This is a genomic window from Clostridium budayi, assembly GCF_055396605.1.
In genome coordinates this window covers 936,469-953,457 of record NZ_AP042456.1, presented here as the reverse complement: position 1 = coordinate 953,457, position 16,989 = coordinate 936,469, and the positions used below count along the sequence as shown (strand labels likewise).

The 16,989-nt window shown below is 27.8% G+C and carries 16 protein-coding genes and 1 other RNA gene; 3 read left to right on the top strand and 14 right to left on the bottom strand.

The window, feature by feature from the left end; all coding sequences use genetic code 11:
- Window positions 1-25: 25 nt before the first annotated feature.
- Complete coding sequence (locus tag ACZ5TJ_RS04405; protein ID WP_464201580.1) at window positions 26-499, bottom strand: hypothetical protein; 474 nt, start codon at window positions 497-499, stop codon at window positions 26-28.
- 133 nt (window positions 500-632) lie between these two features.
- Window positions 633-926, bottom strand: coding sequence for a hypothetical protein (locus ACZ5TJ_RS04400; RefSeq protein WP_464201578.1), 294 nt, complete (start codon window positions 924-926; stop codon window positions 633-635).
- A 192-nt stretch (window positions 927-1,118) separates the two neighbouring features.
- Here ACZ5TJ_RS04400 and ACZ5TJ_RS04395 point away from each other — a divergent pair, with 192 nt between their 5' ends.
- Entirely contained in the window at window positions 1,119-1,583 is a 465-nt protein-coding gene (locus ACZ5TJ_RS04395) for a GreA/GreB family elongation factor (RefSeq protein ID WP_464201576.1), read from the top strand.
- 53 nt (window positions 1,584-1,636) lie between these two features.
- On the opposite strand, the gene ACZ5TJ_RS04390 is transcribed toward ACZ5TJ_RS04395, so the two are convergent.
- Window positions 1,637-2,431, bottom strand: coding sequence for an HAD family hydrolase (locus ACZ5TJ_RS04390; protein WP_464201575.1), 795 nt, complete (start codon window positions 2,429-2,431; stop codon window positions 1,637-1,639).
- Between the two features lie 121 nt (window positions 2,432-2,552).
- Between ACZ5TJ_RS04390 and ACZ5TJ_RS04385 the strand changes: the two genes are divergently transcribed.
- Complete coding sequence (locus ACZ5TJ_RS04385; RefSeq protein ID WP_464201573.1) at window positions 2,553-3,317, top strand: DeoR/GlpR family DNA-binding transcription regulator; 765 nt, start codon at window positions 2,553-2,555, stop codon at window positions 3,315-3,317.
- A gap of 70 nt (window positions 3,318-3,387) precedes the next feature.
- On the opposite strand, the gene fliB is transcribed toward ACZ5TJ_RS04385, so the two are convergent.
- The 9 genes from fliB to cooS form a co-directional block, all read right to left on the bottom strand.
- A complete protein-coding gene (gene fliB / locus ACZ5TJ_RS04380; RefSeq protein ID WP_464201571.1) occupies window positions 3,388-4,536 on the bottom strand; it encodes a flagellin lysine-N-methylase in 1,149 nt (382 codons plus the stop codon).
- A 5-nt stretch (window positions 4,537-4,541) separates the two neighbouring features.
- Entirely contained in the window at window positions 4,542-5,507 is a 966-nt protein-coding gene (locus ACZ5TJ_RS04375; RefSeq protein WP_464201569.1) for a tRNA dihydrouridine synthase, read from the bottom strand.
- A gap of 167 nt (window positions 5,508-5,674) precedes the next feature.
- Window positions 5,675-5,914: a cytidine/deoxycytidylate deaminase family protein gene (locus tag ACZ5TJ_RS04370; protein WP_464201567.1), complete on the bottom strand. Its 240-nt coding sequence runs from the start codon at window positions 5,912-5,914 to the stop codon at window positions 5,675-5,677.
- A 274-nt stretch (window positions 5,915-6,188) separates the two neighbouring features.
- A complete protein-coding gene (locus tag ACZ5TJ_RS04365; protein ID WP_464201566.1) occupies window positions 6,189-7,601 on the bottom strand; it encodes a hypothetical protein in 1,413 nt (470 codons plus the stop codon).
- A gap of 85 nt (window positions 7,602-7,686) precedes the next feature.
- On the bottom strand, window positions 7,687-8,964 hold the full coding sequence (locus ACZ5TJ_RS04360) for a DNA cytosine methyltransferase (protein WP_464201565.1): 1,278 nt from the start codon (window positions 8,962-8,964) through the stop codon (window positions 7,687-7,689).
- A 64-nt stretch (window positions 8,965-9,028) separates the two neighbouring features.
- Window positions 9,029-9,985: an EVE domain-containing protein gene (locus ACZ5TJ_RS04355; RefSeq protein ID WP_464201564.1), complete on the bottom strand. Its 957-nt coding sequence runs from the start codon at window positions 9,983-9,985 to the stop codon at window positions 9,029-9,031.
- Window positions 9,957-10,151 (bottom strand): hypothetical protein, encoded by a 195-nt coding sequence (locus ACZ5TJ_RS04350; RefSeq protein WP_464201562.1) that lies wholly within the window; start codon window positions 10,149-10,151, stop codon window positions 9,957-9,959. The genes ACZ5TJ_RS04355 and ACZ5TJ_RS04350 overlap by 29 nt, the downstream gene beginning before the upstream one ends.
- A 498-nt stretch (window positions 10,152-10,649) precedes the next feature.
- Window positions 10,650-11,007, bottom strand: a transfer-messenger RNA (tmRNA) gene (gene ssrA, locus ACZ5TJ_RS04345).
- Window positions 11,008-11,417: 410 nt separating this feature from the next.
- A complete protein-coding gene (cooS, locus tag ACZ5TJ_RS04340; protein WP_464201561.1) occupies window positions 11,418-13,334 on the bottom strand; it encodes an anaerobic carbon-monoxide dehydrogenase catalytic subunit in 1,917 nt (638 codons plus the stop codon).
- Between the two features lie 238 nt (window positions 13,335-13,572).
- Between cooS and ACZ5TJ_RS04335 the strand changes: the two genes are divergently transcribed.
- Entirely contained in the window at window positions 13,573-13,812 is a 240-nt protein-coding gene (locus ACZ5TJ_RS04335) for a hypothetical protein (RefSeq protein WP_464201559.1), read from the top strand.
- A gap of 169 nt (window positions 13,813-13,981) precedes the next feature.
- Here ACZ5TJ_RS04335 and ACZ5TJ_RS04330 read toward each other — a convergent pair whose 3' ends face one another.
- Together ACZ5TJ_RS04330 and ACZ5TJ_RS04325 are read right to left on the bottom strand one after the other, a co-directional pair.
- Window positions 13,982-16,171, bottom strand: coding sequence for an SH3 domain-containing protein (locus tag ACZ5TJ_RS04330; protein WP_464201558.1), 2,190 nt, complete (start codon window positions 16,169-16,171; stop codon window positions 13,982-13,984).
- A 225-nt stretch (window positions 16,172-16,396) separates the two neighbouring features.
- Window positions 16,397-16,948 (bottom strand): tryptophan transporter, encoded by a 552-nt coding sequence (locus ACZ5TJ_RS04325; protein WP_464201556.1) that lies wholly within the window; start codon window positions 16,946-16,948, stop codon window positions 16,397-16,399.
- Window positions 16,949-16,989 lie beyond the last annotated feature (41 nt).

Here is a 16,989-nt window from a genome sequence, read left to right as displayed (position 1 = left end):
AAGGTAAGCTTTTTTATACATATATTTATAAGTACTCTTTAGCATATTCTAATGTTGTAATAGCAAATCCTTGAATATTATCTTCTTCACCATTACTTAACCTTTTAGCAACTTTACGTATAGGAAAACTATTCCACATACCATCATTACTTTTAAATTCTAAGCATGGTATTCCGTCTCCTCCCATAGCCCAGTTAACATCTATCATATTTCTTATAGTTTCTCCAATATAAGCTCCAACTCCAAAACATATTCCTGTGTGTAAATCATCGTCAAAATCTGAACCTTCTTTAGTATATTCTTTATGAAGTGATTCTAAAAAGTCATCAATATGTCCTAAGCTCTTTATTGAAAAATCAATATCCTCATCTATAGCATTTTCTAACTTTCTTTTAGTTTGTATTGCAAGTGCCATCATTTGTAATTGTAAATTATCTTCTGTAGTTTTAAATTCTTTCTGTTCAGTTTCATTAAACCTTTTAATTACCTTTTCTACCATATTTACCTCCAAAACCCCTTAATTATATATATTTTTTATTACACTTTATATTATCTCCAAAATTTTGAATAAAGTAAATATAATTCCATTTTAAGGTTATTTTCTAAAAGAAAAGTCATAAATACTATTTTATTTAAGAAGTTTTAGCTATGTATAACCCCAATATTACAAAGTATATTGAAATTGATGCATAAAATGAAATGACACCCATAACAATTGAAAATAAAAATCTTGATAATCGTTTTTTTAAAAAAGTACTACTAACTCTGTAGGTTGTAATTAACGTAAATAAAGATACATAAATAAGTGATGCAAGAACAAAATATATAAGTTGATCTTGACTATTAAAAATTGCTATAATTCCATGAAATAAGAATAAAAATACTAGAATCAATTGAAATATATTAAATTTAACATTTCTAAGCAAACCCTCTACCCCTTTTGTTTTTGTAAATTTTGTATATTTAATCAACATTTTACCATAAGAAACAGATTTTTAAATATTTAAATATCTAATTTTAGTAACCTTTATTTAAGTAAATACTCTTTTACCATTTAAATTTTTTCTATATATTATATAATAATAACATAATATATTTTTGGGGAGGTTTAGTTTATTATGCATAATCAACTAACAGAAGAAAATATCAAAAAATTAAGAGATGAATTAGAATATAGAATGACTGTAAAAAGAGCTGAAATCGCTAAAGAAAAATTAGTTGCTGCTGCACATGGAGATAGATCTGAAAATGCAGAATACAAGGAAGCTTGTGCAAACTATAGAGAAAATGATAATAGAATCCAATACTTATTAACTATGATTTCAACAGCTACAGTAGTAGATGATGAAAGCTCAGATAAATCAACACTTGGAATTAATAGTAAAGCTAGAATTAAGTTTGTAGAAGATGATGATGAAGTTGTTGTAACTCTTGTAACAACAATGGATTTAGATCCTGAAAACATGCTTATAAGTGTAGAATCAGATCTTGGAAAAGCGTTATCTGGTAAAAAGGTTGGAGATGTAGTTACAGTAGAAGCTCCAGGAGATAAATACACAGTAGAAATTTTAGAAATTTTATAAAAAAAGAAAAGTCCACAATAATATATCGTGGACTCTTTTATTATCAATTTATACTAACAAAGAATATAATTTTCAATTCCTACAGCTACCCCGTCATTGTGAACTGTATCAGTAACTTTGTTTGCGTAACCTTTAACTTCATCGCAAGCGTTACCCATTGCTATACCACAACCAACTGTTGATAGCATTTCTATATCATTTTTTCCATCTCCAAAAGCATAAGTATTTTCAATTGGAATATTTAAATATTCTATTGCTTTTAAAATTCCAGTTGCCTTAGTGTTTTTCTTTAAATATAATTCAAATGCATTTTTGCTTATACTAGCAAAGTAATCATAATCTGGATCGCTAGTTATTAAGTTTAAACATAACTTCGCATCTTCATCACTTTGGCATAACATTTCTATTTTATGTATATCAATTTCTTCAATATCATAATTGCATTTTATATTGTCTCTTGAAACTCCAACCTCATCATAAAATGCAAAAAAGTCTTTAAACTCTTCCTTCATATATGAGTAAGTTCCACCCTCTAAAATATATTGAACATTAAGTTTTTCAAGTTCAGATGCCATTTTCTTTACATACTCTTTATCCATAGGATTACTATAAATAGTTTTACCATCTATTATAACTTGTGCCCCATTTGCTAATATAAATCCATCAAAACCAAAGTCTAATATAGCTTGGCTCAAAAATGCATATGGTCTACCTGTTGCAATAAACACATAATCCCCTTTTGCTTGAAGAGCACGAATTACAGCCTTTACTTTTGGAGTAATATCTGTTATTCCCCCAAAACAATCTAATAATGTCCCATCTATATCTAAGAATATTGCTTTTTTCATAAATCTCTCCTCCACCTTCCTGTTTATTCTCATTTTATATCATTTATTCTCATTAGTCAATTGAAATAATAATAAATTTATAATATAATAGCTATAAATGAGAATTTTAAGGAGATATAAAATGTTTATTGAAGAACGTTATAAATATATTTTAGATTTATTAGATATCCAAGGAAAAGTTTTAGTTAAAGATCTAAGTAAAGAATTCAATATAAGTGAAAGTATGATCAGAAAAGATCTTAAAACTTTAGAAAAAAACAATTTACTTAAGCGCACTTATGGAGGCGCTATTAGTATCAAGCATACATTTGTTAATTGCGAAAGCTTTAATACACGTATTGAGAAAAATATTGACTTAAAGAAGATAGTTGCAAGAAAAGCATTTGAACAAATAAATGATAATGATACGATCTTTTTAGATGCATCAACTATTTCTTATATGATTGCAAAATTAATAGTTGAAAATGATAAACATATAACTTTAATTACAAATATGTTTGAAATATCATCATTAATTCCTGAAAAATCAAAAACTCACTTTATTTTTATAGGTGGAGATTATAATGCATTTGTTGGTGGTAGTATCGGTTCTTATTCTATTGAACAAATAAAGAAATATCGTTGCAATAAGGCATTTCTAGGATGTAGTGGAATTGATCTTAAAGATGGTGCTATAAGCACTTCTCTTTCAGAAGATGCATCAACAAAAAGTGCTATCATGAGTATATCAAAAGAATTATTTTTAATAATGTTAAATGAGAAATTCGAAATAACTGGTAGTTTCCCTTTTGCTAATGCAATTGATTTTAATAGTATTATTACTGAAACTTTACCTGATAAATCTATAGTCAACCTTCTTAAAGAGTATTATGTTAACTTAATATAACTTTATAAAACTAAAAGGAACAATATAGCTTTTATATTGTTCCTTTTAAAATTTTGATTTATTAAGTCTATTAAAATAAACTTATAAAACATAAATATCCAAGTTCTAAGATAGCATCACCAAATCCATCTTCTAGGAATTCTTTAACTGCCTCAGTATTATTTCCAATAATTCTTGAGAAAGCTACAATATAGTCTTTTATTTCTTCAATATTTATCTTCTCTTCATTCATGCAATATTTTAAAAACAAAGCAAACCTTACTAATAAATAATCAAGTACAATCATTTGGTAAGATATTATCATATCCTCAATATCATTACTTACACAATTACTTAAAATCTTAGATACAATGCAGTTTTCAATTAAATCATTATATTTATTAAGCGATTCTTTATAAGAGTTCCATTTTACTGAAATGCTTTCAATTTCAATCTCTTCTACAAAGGATGAAATATCACTTAAAAGATTATCAAACATGGAAACTTCCTTATAATTTTCTATAATATCTAAAAATAAATTATTAATCTCTTCAATTGAATCTTCTATGTTTAAGTCAATCTCTCTATATGCAGAAGCAAGATTTTTTATGTAATCTCTATCTTTATACTTTTCTAATTCTTCTAATAATATATCTTCTCTACTAAAGCTTTCATTTTCTAAAATGGATAATAACATTTCAAAACCAATAATTAGCTTGTGTTCTAAACTTAAATTTTCTTTCTGGATAATATTAAGTAAAACTTCTCTTGTTTCTAACTCTAGTGGATTATTTTCGAAATTAGTGCTATCTTCTGAATATATATTTATCTTTCCATCCATATTACTTATAATTTCTACTACTTCTGGGCAAGAACATGATAATGAAAGTTCCTTCCTACAATCAAAAACATTCTCGATTCTAGGGAACATATGACATGTTGAAGATAAGTACTCTTCCCCATGTTTCTTTACTACATAACATAACCCTTGTTTATCTAAAAAAGGACATGCTTCATGATTTTCTTTATTTATAAAATACATATCTTTATTTTCACATTTCTTTAGTTTTACATTTCTTAAAAGATATTTTGAATCATCATTCACCTTTGTCCATTTATTATAAGTATTAGTATCTATGTTAATATCCCAACCCACGCAACATGTAAATTTGCATTTATCAGCTATACACTTAAACTTATCATAATTTGAAACTTTAAATATATTCATTTCCTTACTCATATAACTTAATCTTGATTAGTAAATAATCCAGCTCCTTTTATAATTTCTTGCTCTTCAAATAAACTTGAAATAGCATCATTATAAGCATCTAACTTTTGTGCTTTTTTTATTTTTTTAGCATACTTCTTATTATCTGAGAATATGTGAATCATATACCCCCATAATTCCTTCATTCTAAATATCGCATTTCTGTCTTCATTAAATAATTCTCTATATTCATTAAAAATTTCATCATGGAAATCTTTTAATGTATTTTTATCTATGAAAATATTATTTTTAATCTCATTCATTAATCCTGGATTAGCAAGTATTCCTCTTCCAAGCATTATTTTATCTACTTTAGGAAACTCTTTTATTAATTTGTCATGATCATCTTTTGTAAAAATATCACCGTTATAACATATTGTATTATTGCTTAAAGATAATGCATCTTTGAATACTTCTAAATTAGGCTTGTTTCCATAAAAATCTTTTTGAGTTCTAGGATGAATAATTAGTTCTTCTAAAGGATATTTATTATAAATTTTTATTAATTCATAAAATTCCTCTGGACTATCTTTTCCTATTCTAGTCTTTATAGAAATTTTCATATCATCTATTTTATATATTTCATCTAAAAACTTATCAAGTTCCTCTCTTTTTGCTAGAAATCCTGAACCTCTATTTTTTGAAACAACTGTTCCAGCAGGACATCCTAAATTTAAATTAATCTCATTATAACCTAATTGTTTTAATTTTTTAGCCGTAAAAATAAATCCTTCTGCATCGTTAGTAAGTATTTGTGGAACTATATTCATTCCTTCATTATTTTCAGGTAGAACATCTCTTAATTCTTTAGTTTTTAAACTTCTACTGTTATTTGGAACAATAAAAGGTGTAAAGTATTTATCAATATTACCAAAGTATTTTTCATAAGGATTTCTATATATGTATCCCGTAATTCCTTCCATTGGTGCTAAATAGTATTTCATTTAATAACTCCTTTGTAAATATTCTAAAGACATTATATCAGTCTTCTTTTTTCTTATCTACTTTATATTAATGAATTTATTTCAATAAAAGAGAGCTATATCTAGCTCTCCTAATATATTTTTAATTATTATTAATTTTTAACATAATGTGCATATAGTAATAATTCTTATACCTTTACTTTCATAACTGCTTCTGACGTATTACTTACAACATCACCATAAGACATATAAGTATTAGGTAATTGTCTACAGTTTCCACACGGAGCTAAAATCTTCTCATCAATATTTTCACCCCTAACCGTCACTCTGCACTCAAATTCTATTTTCTCAGAATATATTGCAGAGACAATAGAAATCATCTTAGAGCAAACACTTAATAGTGAATAAACATTAACTCCTATATACACTTTACTGATTTTACACCTAACAGCTGAACCACTAACAGTATGTTTGAAATTATCTTATCGTAACTCTTACTGATAGATTTTCATTATATATTAATTAACTATAAATCCTTATCAAACAAATTATACATTACTTTACATAGTAAAATCTAATATTAAAATACCTCTATTCTTATAAATACTTTTACAACTTTCTTTATTTCTCATAGCACTATATAAAGCAATTATTACTATATATCCATAAATTTTCCTATATTTTTTTCTTTTTGATATATACTTATTTTTGTTCAGCTATTAAAAGTTCTACTTCTTTATTTTCATAACCATTTAAAACTTGTAATAAATTCTTCATATTAAATCTAAATTTATAGCATATTCTATTATTATGCACTTGAAATTCGCCTAATGATATTCCTTTATATTTTATTGTATTTGATGAATTCCACTCTTCAATAGTATTTCTTGAAAATGTTATAGAATTTTTTTCAAACTCAAATTTTCTATATTTTTCTGAATTTATTATTTGATACTTAAACTCATCCTTTTCTTTATATATCCATAATAAATAATCTGAATCTAGTAAATGCTCTAAATAAATTGGCAATAACCTGTCACCCTCAGTTAAAACTATTCTTTTAAATATATCATTATTAATTTCATTTATATTAAAAACTTCTCCAAAATATTTTAAAAAAGTTTTATTTCCAGGTTGTCCAACTTCAGGAGGACATACCATTTTTCCATAATTAGTTTTTAAAGATAATGTTTTATTTCCTTCTAATATAAAATCATATGAGCATTTGCTAGTACCACCTCTTTCTCCTTTTAAAGACCCCGTATGTTGTATGGCTTTTGGTAGATATCTAAACGCATCTTCTAATACTGGATATATCTTTTGTTCAATTTCAAAATTACTTCTAGAAGCAAGATGCCCTTCTCTTTTTAGGTTAAATAGATCACATATTGTTTTTTCTGCTGTCATTCCAAACGTTTCATTATTATTTTTTTGCTTTTTTAACCATTCGCATATTACCTTCATATTAAATCTAAATTTAAATGTTCTCTCTTTATGAACTTGTATTTCTGCAAATGATAATCCTTTATACTTTAATGTAGTACTCTCATTCCAAGTTGATTTAGTTTTCTTAGTGAAAGTCAAATCTTCTTTTTTAAAAATCATATCAGGTGCCTCCCATTTTTCTATGATTTTTATTTCATCACTCTCTGTTACCCATACAGTTAAATCTGCACTAAAAAAATTTTCTATGAATATCGGTAGCATTTTATTAATTTGCGTTAATACTAACTCCTTTATATCTTCTTGATTTTCTATTTTAAAATTAACAAAATCTCCAAAATACTCATTTAAAACTTTATATCCAGCTTGTCCTACAATTCTAGGTGCTACTTTGGCCCCGTTTTTATTTGTTCTAATCGATAATGTTCTTCCTGATTTCAATTTAAAATTGTATGGAATACTGTTATTATTCTTATCTTTATTAAATGTAGTTAATTCTATTGGAACATCTTTAACTTTATTCAATATCTCGTCTACAATATTTTCTATTAACTTTACTGAAATTAGTTCTTTACTTTTTTTAAAATTTTCTCTAGCTTTTTCATTTAAAGATAAATTGTATCTTCTGCAAATTTCAGCTTGAATCATCATTCCTTTAATTGCATTATTCATTTTTTCTCCCCTTTTCTAATAATTTTTAGTATCTTTAGTTATACTACAAAAACACCATAAATTATAGTTATGGTGCTTTTTATAGTTATTTGCTTTTTAAACTTTTTTCAACTGCTAACGCTATTGCTTTTCCTAATAATGGTGGTACTGCATTTCCTAACTGTACAAGTTGCCATTTCTTAGCCCCCTTAAAAATAAAATCATCTGGAAATGATTGTAGCCTAGCCATTTCTCTAGCTGTAATAACTCTAGGTCTTCTCGGATGTATATTTACTGCGCCATGATTCTCTTTAATGGTACATGATGGCTTATTCCAATGACATTTCTTCCATGAATCTGAATAATTTTCATATAAACTTTTTCCTTCTTCAACCTTTCCTAGTCTTTCAATCATATCAGTTTTATGTCTAGTTCTTACATGATTTATATCTTTATCATCAGGTCTATCCATCAAATCTTCTATTGCATCTTTAATAGTTACATAATTTTCTTTATCTAACAATGGTTTTGGATGATAATTAACTGCTCCTATTCTATTACATATAAAAATAACACGTTGTCTTATTTGAGGAACAAAATAATCAGCTGAAGACAATACAGTTACATTTACATCATATCCCGCTTCATTATAATCCTGTATTATTTTTGCTTCTATTTTTCCATCTAGCATAGTTCTTAATCCTACTACATTTTCCATTACTACAAAATCTGGCTTTATTTCTTTTACTATTTCTAACATTTCTTTATATAAACTATTCCTGTCATCAGTTACAATCCTATTTCCACTCATACTAAAACCTTGACAAGGAAATCCCCCACAAATAACGTCAACTTTTTTATCTTTCAAATGATCATATAAATATTGTTTTACCGCATCCTCTCGTATATCTCTTGTTTCTACAAACTCATCAAAGCCTCTTTTTTCAATAAAATTATACTTATATGTCTCAACCGCAAATTTATTTATTTCTACACTAGCTAATGGCGTAAAACCTGCTTCAACAAAACCTAATGATAATCCTCCTGCACCTGCAAATAAATCTACAAATGTTAATCCATTACCATCATTCTTGTTATTCCAAAAATTTCTATACCATAAATCTGATATATCAATATATTTAATATCATCAACTTTCTTTATTCCATTTTTCTTTAATAAAAAGTTATTATCTTCTTCTAAACCAAGTGCAATTTCATCTAACTTAGGTGCACTTGCCATCCATTCATTAAAATCATCCTCATATATCCTGTACTTATTGCTCACTTTATCGTATTTTAGTAATCCTGCTGCGATATGTCTTCTTATAGTCTTTTGACTCTTACCACTAATATCTGCAACTTCTTTTATTGTAAAAAACTTCATAGACATATTCCTCCCTAAACTTGTATGTCTAGTTTACATGTTTTTTTTAACGTTGTCAATAAACTTATTCTTCAATTCTTATTTTTTTTAATTCTAACTTTTCATCTTCTACAAAATAACTAAAAACATCCATTTTTTTTATATTATATATCCTTTTCATCTCTTTTATTTCTTCTGCTTTCACCTTCATTTTACCATCATATCCTATTAATACAGCACTTGCTATATTAGAATCTTTACACAATACTTTATTCACCCAATTTGTATATTTGCATACTCTTTTTAAATGATCTTTATCAATTTCTTTTCTTTGAAACTCTATAACTTTAATTTCACTCGTATTCTCTCCATCCTCTGATATACTTATCATAAAATCTATTTCAGTACCCTCTATTCCATAAGGTAAATAATTAGCATACCACTTTATACATTTTCCCTTTATTCCTAGTTTCTCTAAAATATCGGTTTCATTATTACCATTGAGTTCGTTATTTATATATTGATTAAATAAGCCGTATAAAACTAGCTCAAATCTAACCTTTCTTTCATCATTATCAAGTAACTGTATTGCTTCAATATTATAATTTTCTATAAATTTTTCTGTAATTTCTTTTTTAGTTAATCTAAACTCAATCTTATTAGAAACTTCTATATTTTCTCCACTATATTCTATAAATCTCCAATTCTCATTTAAATCAATAAACTTTTTAATAAAAATAGATATTATCTCATCTGTTATTGGTGTACTTGCTCTTCCCTTTCCCTTTGCCCTTACTTTTTTTCCTATAATAGTCCATATATCATTCTTTATATTAGGATCATTGATAAGGTCATATTCATTTATTGGTTCTTTAAAATCATAAGCCTTCTCTAATTTTATTCTAAATGGATATTCACTCTTTCCTTGTTCCTCGAATTCAAACTTCTCCTCATCAATATATGCATCTGAAATAGCTCGATAAATTCCATAAAATTTACTCTCACCAGTCTGTTTAGAAGCATCTTTTCCATAAAATAACATAATCCCCTATAGATATATTCAACATATCATTCATTATATCTATAAATGTTCCATCTTGTATATCATCTTTCTTAGGTAACTTAGCCCCCCATATGTTTAAATCTTCTACTATTTTTATAGTTTTATCATCAACCGTAACTATTCTACCTTTAATTTTTCTTCTCATAAAAACCCATCCTTTCAAATATACTATATATATAAACTCTCTATATTATTTTACACTATAAATAATAATAATAATATAGACTTTTAAGCAACATTATTCATAAGTAGGAATTTATAGAAAATAATACATCCTCTCTTAAACTTCCCCTTTTTAACTTAATTCTCCTTACAAGAGGACAATAACACTTCCTTATTTTCTAATATCTTGTTATTTTATTGTATCAATTTACGTTTACTAATATGGTAAAATAGACTATTCAGATTAATTATTTTTAATTGTTACTGATTATATCTTATTCTTAATTTCTAAGATTCTTATCATATTATATAAGGTTAATATTGTTAATATATAGTCTAATAATATTTCTTAACCTAACACTTAGTTACACTATAAGTCGCTATAAGTATATTACATACATCTCTTAATCCTTTAATGTATATATAACAAATAAAAAAGAGATAATAAATATAAATTTATTATCTCTTTCTCTTAATCTATTGGTGGAGATGACGGGTGTCGAACCCGTGTCCGAAAGTAGCTCCGTCCAGCTTTCTACGAGCGTAGTCTGTATATTAAATTTCGCTTTCTAGAACACCTACAGACAGGTAACTAGACCGCTAGCTTCATAAGTTCCGTTCCTAGCTCAAAGCTTTGCTAAGCTCGGTTCCCCACTAATAATGACACCAGGATCCTAGACCGTGGGCAATCTAGGGCTGATGAGCAGTCTATATTAAGCTGCTAATGCAAAATTGTCTTCTGCGTTTATCTTTAATGCATACTTTATTATCGAGGCACCATGCTTCCCTCGGCTCGCTTACCAAACCTCACTTACCCCCGTCGAAGCCAAAACATCCCCATGTTAGGTAAATTTGATTTTGTAAAACGCACTATTCAATTTTGTTTTATGAACTAATTATATAGCACATATTCTTCACTGTCAACTTACCTACATGCTGAAACTAATTCATATTAAGCCAAAAGATTTTAATATTTTTTAAACTTACCTTAAATACATTATTTTTTCAAAATTTCATTTAATAACTTAACAACTTCATATTTATTTTCTGATATCATATGTCCTATTATAATTAAAAAACATATTTTCATATTTTACATAAATTGTATTTTAATAATAAAATACACACCTCCTAGCGAAAATTTCACTAAAGGGTGTGCACAAATACTAAAATATAATAAAGTAGCTATTGTAAGTATTAGTTATTCAAAACCTAACTTTATTAAAACATAGCAAATTTATTAAAAATATTATTTAAGTCCAAGTTTTTTTCTTTTGTTTATTATATGAGCTTCTATCGCCTTTGCCGCTTCAACTGGATCATCTCCTAAAGCTACTTTGCCACCTGTTAACCCCTCAACATCTTCTGTAAGAAGTTTTACTAATTTAGGGGCACCAGTAACAAATGGAGTAGGAGATAAATGTGTATATGCTCCATATGCTACTGCAAATATACCATCTATAGTAGCTTTTTGTTCCATCCATTCTGGAGCAGTAACTGCTATAGGAAGGTCTGGAATATCAACATTAAGATGATCTGCTAATGCCGTAACAAGCATTGATATTCTACCTGTATCAGTACAAGTACCAAAGCTTAATATAGGAGGTATTTTAAGCATATTACATATTTCCTTTAAACCTTCTCCTGCATATTTTTCTACAGAATCTAAGTTGCATAATCCTGCTACTTCAAGAGCGTGATTACCACAACCTCCAGCCACTACTAATATATCTCTTTTTATTAATTCTTTTGTTATATTAACTGTATTCCAATCTTGAGGACCGTTTCTTAAAGTAGAACAGTTTGCAAGTGCAACCACACCTTTTATTTTACCTGCTGCAATTACATCAACTAATGGATCAATTTTACCTCCAAGAGCACTTAAAACAGCTTCTGTTGAAAATCCTGATATAGCTTTTGTAACATATTTAGGAACCATAGGTTCAATTTTACCATGTCTTTTCTTAAAGTTATTTATTGCTATCTTAATTAAATTATCTGACATTTCATTAGCCTTTTCTGGATAATATGGAATCTTATGTTCAGCACCAGGTACACCTATTATTGTGCTTATACTAACTAATGCTATTTGATATTTTTCAGCGTATTGATCTATAGCTGGAGGTGAACAGTTTTCGTCCATAGCGATTGCATCTACTGTACCAGTAGCTAAGAGTGGTTCTATAGCTAGCCAATTCCCCATAAGACCAACAAATACATCATCAACTTCGTATCTTTGCAGTAACTCTTGCCCTGTTTCAATAGAACCAACTACTCTAATACCTTTAGCTCCTGCCGCTATAGCTTCATCTTTATATTCACCTTTTCTAAGTTTTTCTATTGTAATTGCCCCTATCCAAGGTTGATGTCCATTAAATACTATATTTACATAGTCAGGATCCATTATACCTAAGTCAACATTAACTTCATGAGGCATAGGAGTTCCAAATAAAATATCTTGTACCATTTCAAGGCCTATTTGTGCTGTATATATTGTAGATAGTCCTAATCTAAGAGCTTTTGTAGCAAGTGATACATAATCTCCATCCACATTTGTTAAACAGCTTGCAATTGAGTTTTGAACTTCATGTTCAACACCAGAAGGATAAATGTGAAGTTTTTTCCATACTGGTTTTCTTTTTTGCGGAGCAAAGACTTCTGTCATTATACTAGATTGATCAGGACTAACTTTCATCTCTTTGTCAAGAAAATCAGCTAATTGAACAGCAAGTTTATTAATATCTTGATTAGTATCTATTCCTACTTTTTCACACATCCATTTCAATTTAGCTTCATCTTTTATTTTAAATGGAGATTTACCTTCACCAGTAGATCTAAGTGTTCTAAAAGCTTCAAATGCATGATGTGCATATGTAGCTGCACCCATTATATTTCTCATAAGAAAATTTCTCATAGCCATGGCATCTGCTCCGATACCACAAACGCCCTTATCAGCTCCTGTTTTTTCATTAATTCTACAAGGACCTTGTGTACATAATTGACAACTTAATCCTTCAAGACAGAATTTACACCTTATTTTTTCTTGTGGTTTCCATCTTGAAAATACACTTGAAAGTCCATCATTTTGTATTCTCTTTAACATCTCTTCAACAGAGTCATGGTAACTCACGCGACCCTCTAATTTTTCTCTAATTGTTTCACTCATATTTTATATTAATCTCCCTTCTATACTTAAATATTACTTATATAAATTAATATCATTTAATATTATTTACCTATTTTTTGATATTATTTATATTTTTATTTATTATCTATAAAAGAGTCTTTTCAATATCTCTATAAGTACCTATTCTTGATATAATACTAAGCTTTCTACTCAATTTCCCATGAATTAAACATTCATTAATGCAGATAATACATTTAAAGGTAAGGAGGTAATTTGGATGAAAGATGAAAATGGAAATCCTATAGGTGTGTTAGCTCACATATTAAAAACTAATGTAACTGAATCTAGTGACGCAGATATGATAACTTCTCTTAATAAAGATCTAGATAATATTAAAATCAATGATAGATTTTCAAATGAAGAAATATTATCTTATACTAATCCGAGAGTACAAACAAATAAACAAACTACATTAGCAGATGCAGTTAATATTTCACATGATTATGATAAAAAATAAGATAGACTGTTTGCCTATCTTATTAGATACCTAATTATTTAATTATGCTTAAGTTTAATAATATTATTTTCTAATTTTTAGACTTATAAACTATTTTTTAAAAAGAAGACTACCGAAACTTTATATTAATTAAAGTTTTAGTAGTCTTAATTTAAAATATTATTTTATCCTATAAAGTTATATAATCTGCTGATACATATCCATAACCATTTTTATATTTTATTTTATGCCATCCGTTTGATGTTGATACTATAGTTACTTTTGATCCTCTACTTAGGGTTCCTATTACTGAGTTTCTTATTGAAGGGTTACTTCTTACATTTAATGCACTTGCATTTACTTTTCCTATTCTTTCTGAAACAGAAGAATTATTATTTGAAGTAGATGATCCATTGACTTTTATATAATCTGCTGATACGTATCCATAGCCATTCTTGAATTTTATTTTGTGCCATCCATTTGATGTTGATACTATTTCAACTTTTGCTCCTCTACTTAAGCTTCCTATTACTGAATTCTTTGTTGATGCTCCGCTTCTTACATTTAATGAGCTTGCATTTACTGATCCAGTCTTTGTTGTTGCTTCTGGTTTTGTATCTGGCTTTTGTTCTGGTTTATTTTCTGGCTTACTTGTATTTGATGAATTAACCTTTATATAATCTGCTGATACATATCCATATCCATTTTTGAATTTTATCTTGTGCCATCCATTTGATGTTGATACTATTTCAACTTTTGCTCCTCTATTTAAGCTTCCTATTACTGAATTCTTTGTTGATGCTCCGCTTCTTACATTTAGTGAGCTTGCATTTACTGTTCCTGTTTTTGTTGTTGCTTCTGGTTTTGTATCTGGCTTTTGTTCTGGTTTAGATTCTGGCTTACTTGTATTTGATGAATTAATCTTTATATAATCTGCTGATACATATCCGTATCCATTTTTATATTTTATTTTGTGCCATTTACCTGATGTTGATACTATTTCAACTTTTGCTCCCCTATTTAAGCTTCCTATTACTGAGCTACTTGTTGAAGCACCACTTCTTACATTTAATGCACTTGCATTTACTGTTCCTGTCTTTGTTGTTGCTTCTGGTTTTACATCTGGCTTTTCTTCTGGTTTAGCCTCTGGCTTATTTGTATTTTGCGAATCAACCTTTATATAATCTGCTGATACGTATCCATAGCCATTTTTATATTTTATTTTGTGCCATCCATTTGATGTTGATACTATTTCAACCTTTGCTCCTCTGTTTAAGCTTCCTATTATTGAACTACTTGTTGATGCTCCGCTTCTTACATTTAATGCACTTGCATTTACTGTTCCTGTTTTAATTGTTGCCTCTGGCTTTTCTTCAGGTTTTTGCTCAGGTTTTTCTTCTGGTTTATTTTCAGGCTTTTCTTCTACTCCATTTAATTTAATATTATCTTTTAAATATTTTTCTATTCCATCAGCAAGAGCAGTAGCTAATTTATCTTGATATGCGTCACTTCCAAGTTTGCTTGCTTCTGCCTTATTTGAAATAAATCCAGCTTCAAATAATGAAGAAGGCATTGTGCTTTCTCTTAAAACAGCAAAGTTTGCATTCTTTACCCCTCTATTTACTGCACCAGTTTGCTTTATAGCATTATTTTGAATATCATCACTTAATGGTTTATGACTTGATTTATCTCTATGATAATACGTTTCTATTCCATTAGCACTTGCTTGGTCAAATGAATTTATATGATTAGATACAAATATGTCAGCTCCATACTCATTTGCCATCTCAGCTCTTTCACCTAATGAAAGATATTCATCTGTTGTTCTACTCATTTTAACTTCTATACCTCTAGCTTCTAGCTTCTTTTGAAGTTTTAATCCAATTTGAAGATTTAATTCATCTTCTAATAATCCATTTCCTGATGATCCATCATCATATCCTCCATGACCTGGATCTATAAATACTTTATAGTAATTTCTATCTACAGTATTAGAGAAAGGTTTAATTGAATAGCTTGTACTACTATTTGGTACATAAACTTCAACTATATGAACCTTATCACCTATTTTTTTGCTTAAATAAACAGTTCCTTCATTTTTAGGTGTTACAATACCTTTATCGTTAATTGATACTGTATTTTTATTAGACATATCCCACCCTGGGTATTTAGATAAATCTAGAGTTTCTCCTTTTCTTAAAGATATACCATTTTCAATAACTACTTCATTTTTATTATATTTATCTATTACTGATTTAAATTCTCTTTCAAGATTTGTACTTGCATGTGCCTTTATTCCTCCAGAGAATATTGTTCCTATTGATACTGCAATTATAACTGCTGTTGCTTTAATAATTGCATTTAACTTTCTTCTATTCATTCAATAAACTCCTCCTCAATACTCATATAAATTAAAAATATTAAAATTTAGTTAACTTTTAATTAATTTTTATTAACAAGCTTATTATATGGTAAAGATTTTCACTTTTCAATGAATTATTCAAAATTTGTTTAATTTTAATTGATTTTGTAAAAAAATATTACACTTTATCCCATATATAGTAAAAAGCCACTTATTTTTCAAGTGACTTTCTTACTATACTATTTAATTTGCAAAAGCTCTCTTCATTGAAGTACTTATAATCTTAAATAAAAACATACCCCCAACTAAATTTAAACCTATAGCTGGTATAACTACAGCTACAAATAAACTAGTAAATCCTGCTGGTAATCCAACTATTAAACTTGCTGATCCTAAAAATGTTAATCCACTTACTAAAGTTCCTATTGGAAATACAACTAAACTTTCTACTTTTCTTCTTTTACTTTCTGTCATTGACTTTATTACATTTATCTTATTCATAATCATCATAACTAAGAATACAACATTAACTGTTACTAGTTTATCTATCATATTTGGTACTTGTCCACCTGGAAACTTAGTTGTCATTGCAGTAAATAGTCCAGTTACAATTGCAGCTACTAAACATGTTTTATATTTTCCTCTATTTAATATCATTATTATAAAAAGCATTGCAAGTGCAAAATCCGGTTGCATTGGTAATCCAAGTGCTGGTGTAATTTGATGAAGCAGAGCTCCTATTCCTAGTAATAAAGCATTCATTATCATATTTTTTGTGTTTTCATTTCTATTCATATAATTCCATTCTCCTTTAATATTCATAATTTTAATTTTCC

Coding starts and splice junctions, on each gene's coding strand:
- ACZ5TJ_RS04405 (WP_464201580.1), bottom strand. CDS start 499: ATGGTAGAAAAGGTAATTAAAAGGTTTAATGAAACTGAACAGAAAGAA.
- ACZ5TJ_RS04395 (WP_464201576.1), top strand. CDS start 1,119: ATGCATAATCAACTAACAGAAGAAAATATCAAAAAATTAAGAGATGAA.
- ACZ5TJ_RS04390 (WP_464201575.1), bottom strand. CDS start 2,431: ATGAAAAAAGCAATATTCTTAGATATAGATGGGACATTATTAGATTGT.
- ACZ5TJ_RS04385 (WP_464201573.1), top strand. CDS start 2,553: ATGTTTATTGAAGAACGTTATAAATATATTTTAGATTTATTAGATATC.
- fliB (WP_464201571.1), bottom strand. CDS start 4,536: ATGAGTAAGGAAATGAATATATTTAAAGTTTCAAATTATGATAAGTTT.
- ACZ5TJ_RS04375 (WP_464201569.1), bottom strand. CDS start 5,507: ATGAAATACTATTTAGCACCAATGGAAGGAATTACGGGATACATATAT.
- ACZ5TJ_RS04365 (WP_464201566.1), bottom strand. CDS start 7,601: ATGAATAATGCAATTAAAGGAATGATGATTCAAGCTGAAATTTGCAGA.
- ACZ5TJ_RS04360 (WP_464201565.1), bottom strand. CDS start 8,964: ATGAAGTTTTTTACAATAAAAGAAGTTGCAGATATTAGTGGTAAGAGT.
- ACZ5TJ_RS04355 (WP_464201564.1), bottom strand. CDS start 9,985: ATGTTATTTTATGGAAAAGATGCTTCTAAACAGACTGGTGAGAGTAAA.
- ACZ5TJ_RS04350 (WP_464201562.1), bottom strand. CDS start 10,151: ATGAGAAGAAAAATTAAAGGTAGAATAGTTACGGTTGATGATAAAACT.
- cooS (WP_464201561.1), bottom strand. CDS start 13,334: ATGAGTGAAACAATTAGAGAAAAATTAGAGGGTCGCGTGAGTTACCAT.
- ACZ5TJ_RS04335 (WP_464201559.1), top strand. CDS start 13,573: ATGAAAGATGAAAATGGAAATCCTATAGGTGTGTTAGCTCACATATTA.
- ACZ5TJ_RS04330 (WP_464201558.1), bottom strand. CDS start 16,171: ATGAATAGAAGAAAGTTAAATGCAATTATTAAAGCAACAGCAGTTATA.
- ACZ5TJ_RS04325 (WP_464201556.1), bottom strand. CDS start 16,948: ATGAATAGAAATGAAAACACAAAAAATATGATAATGAATGCTTTATTA.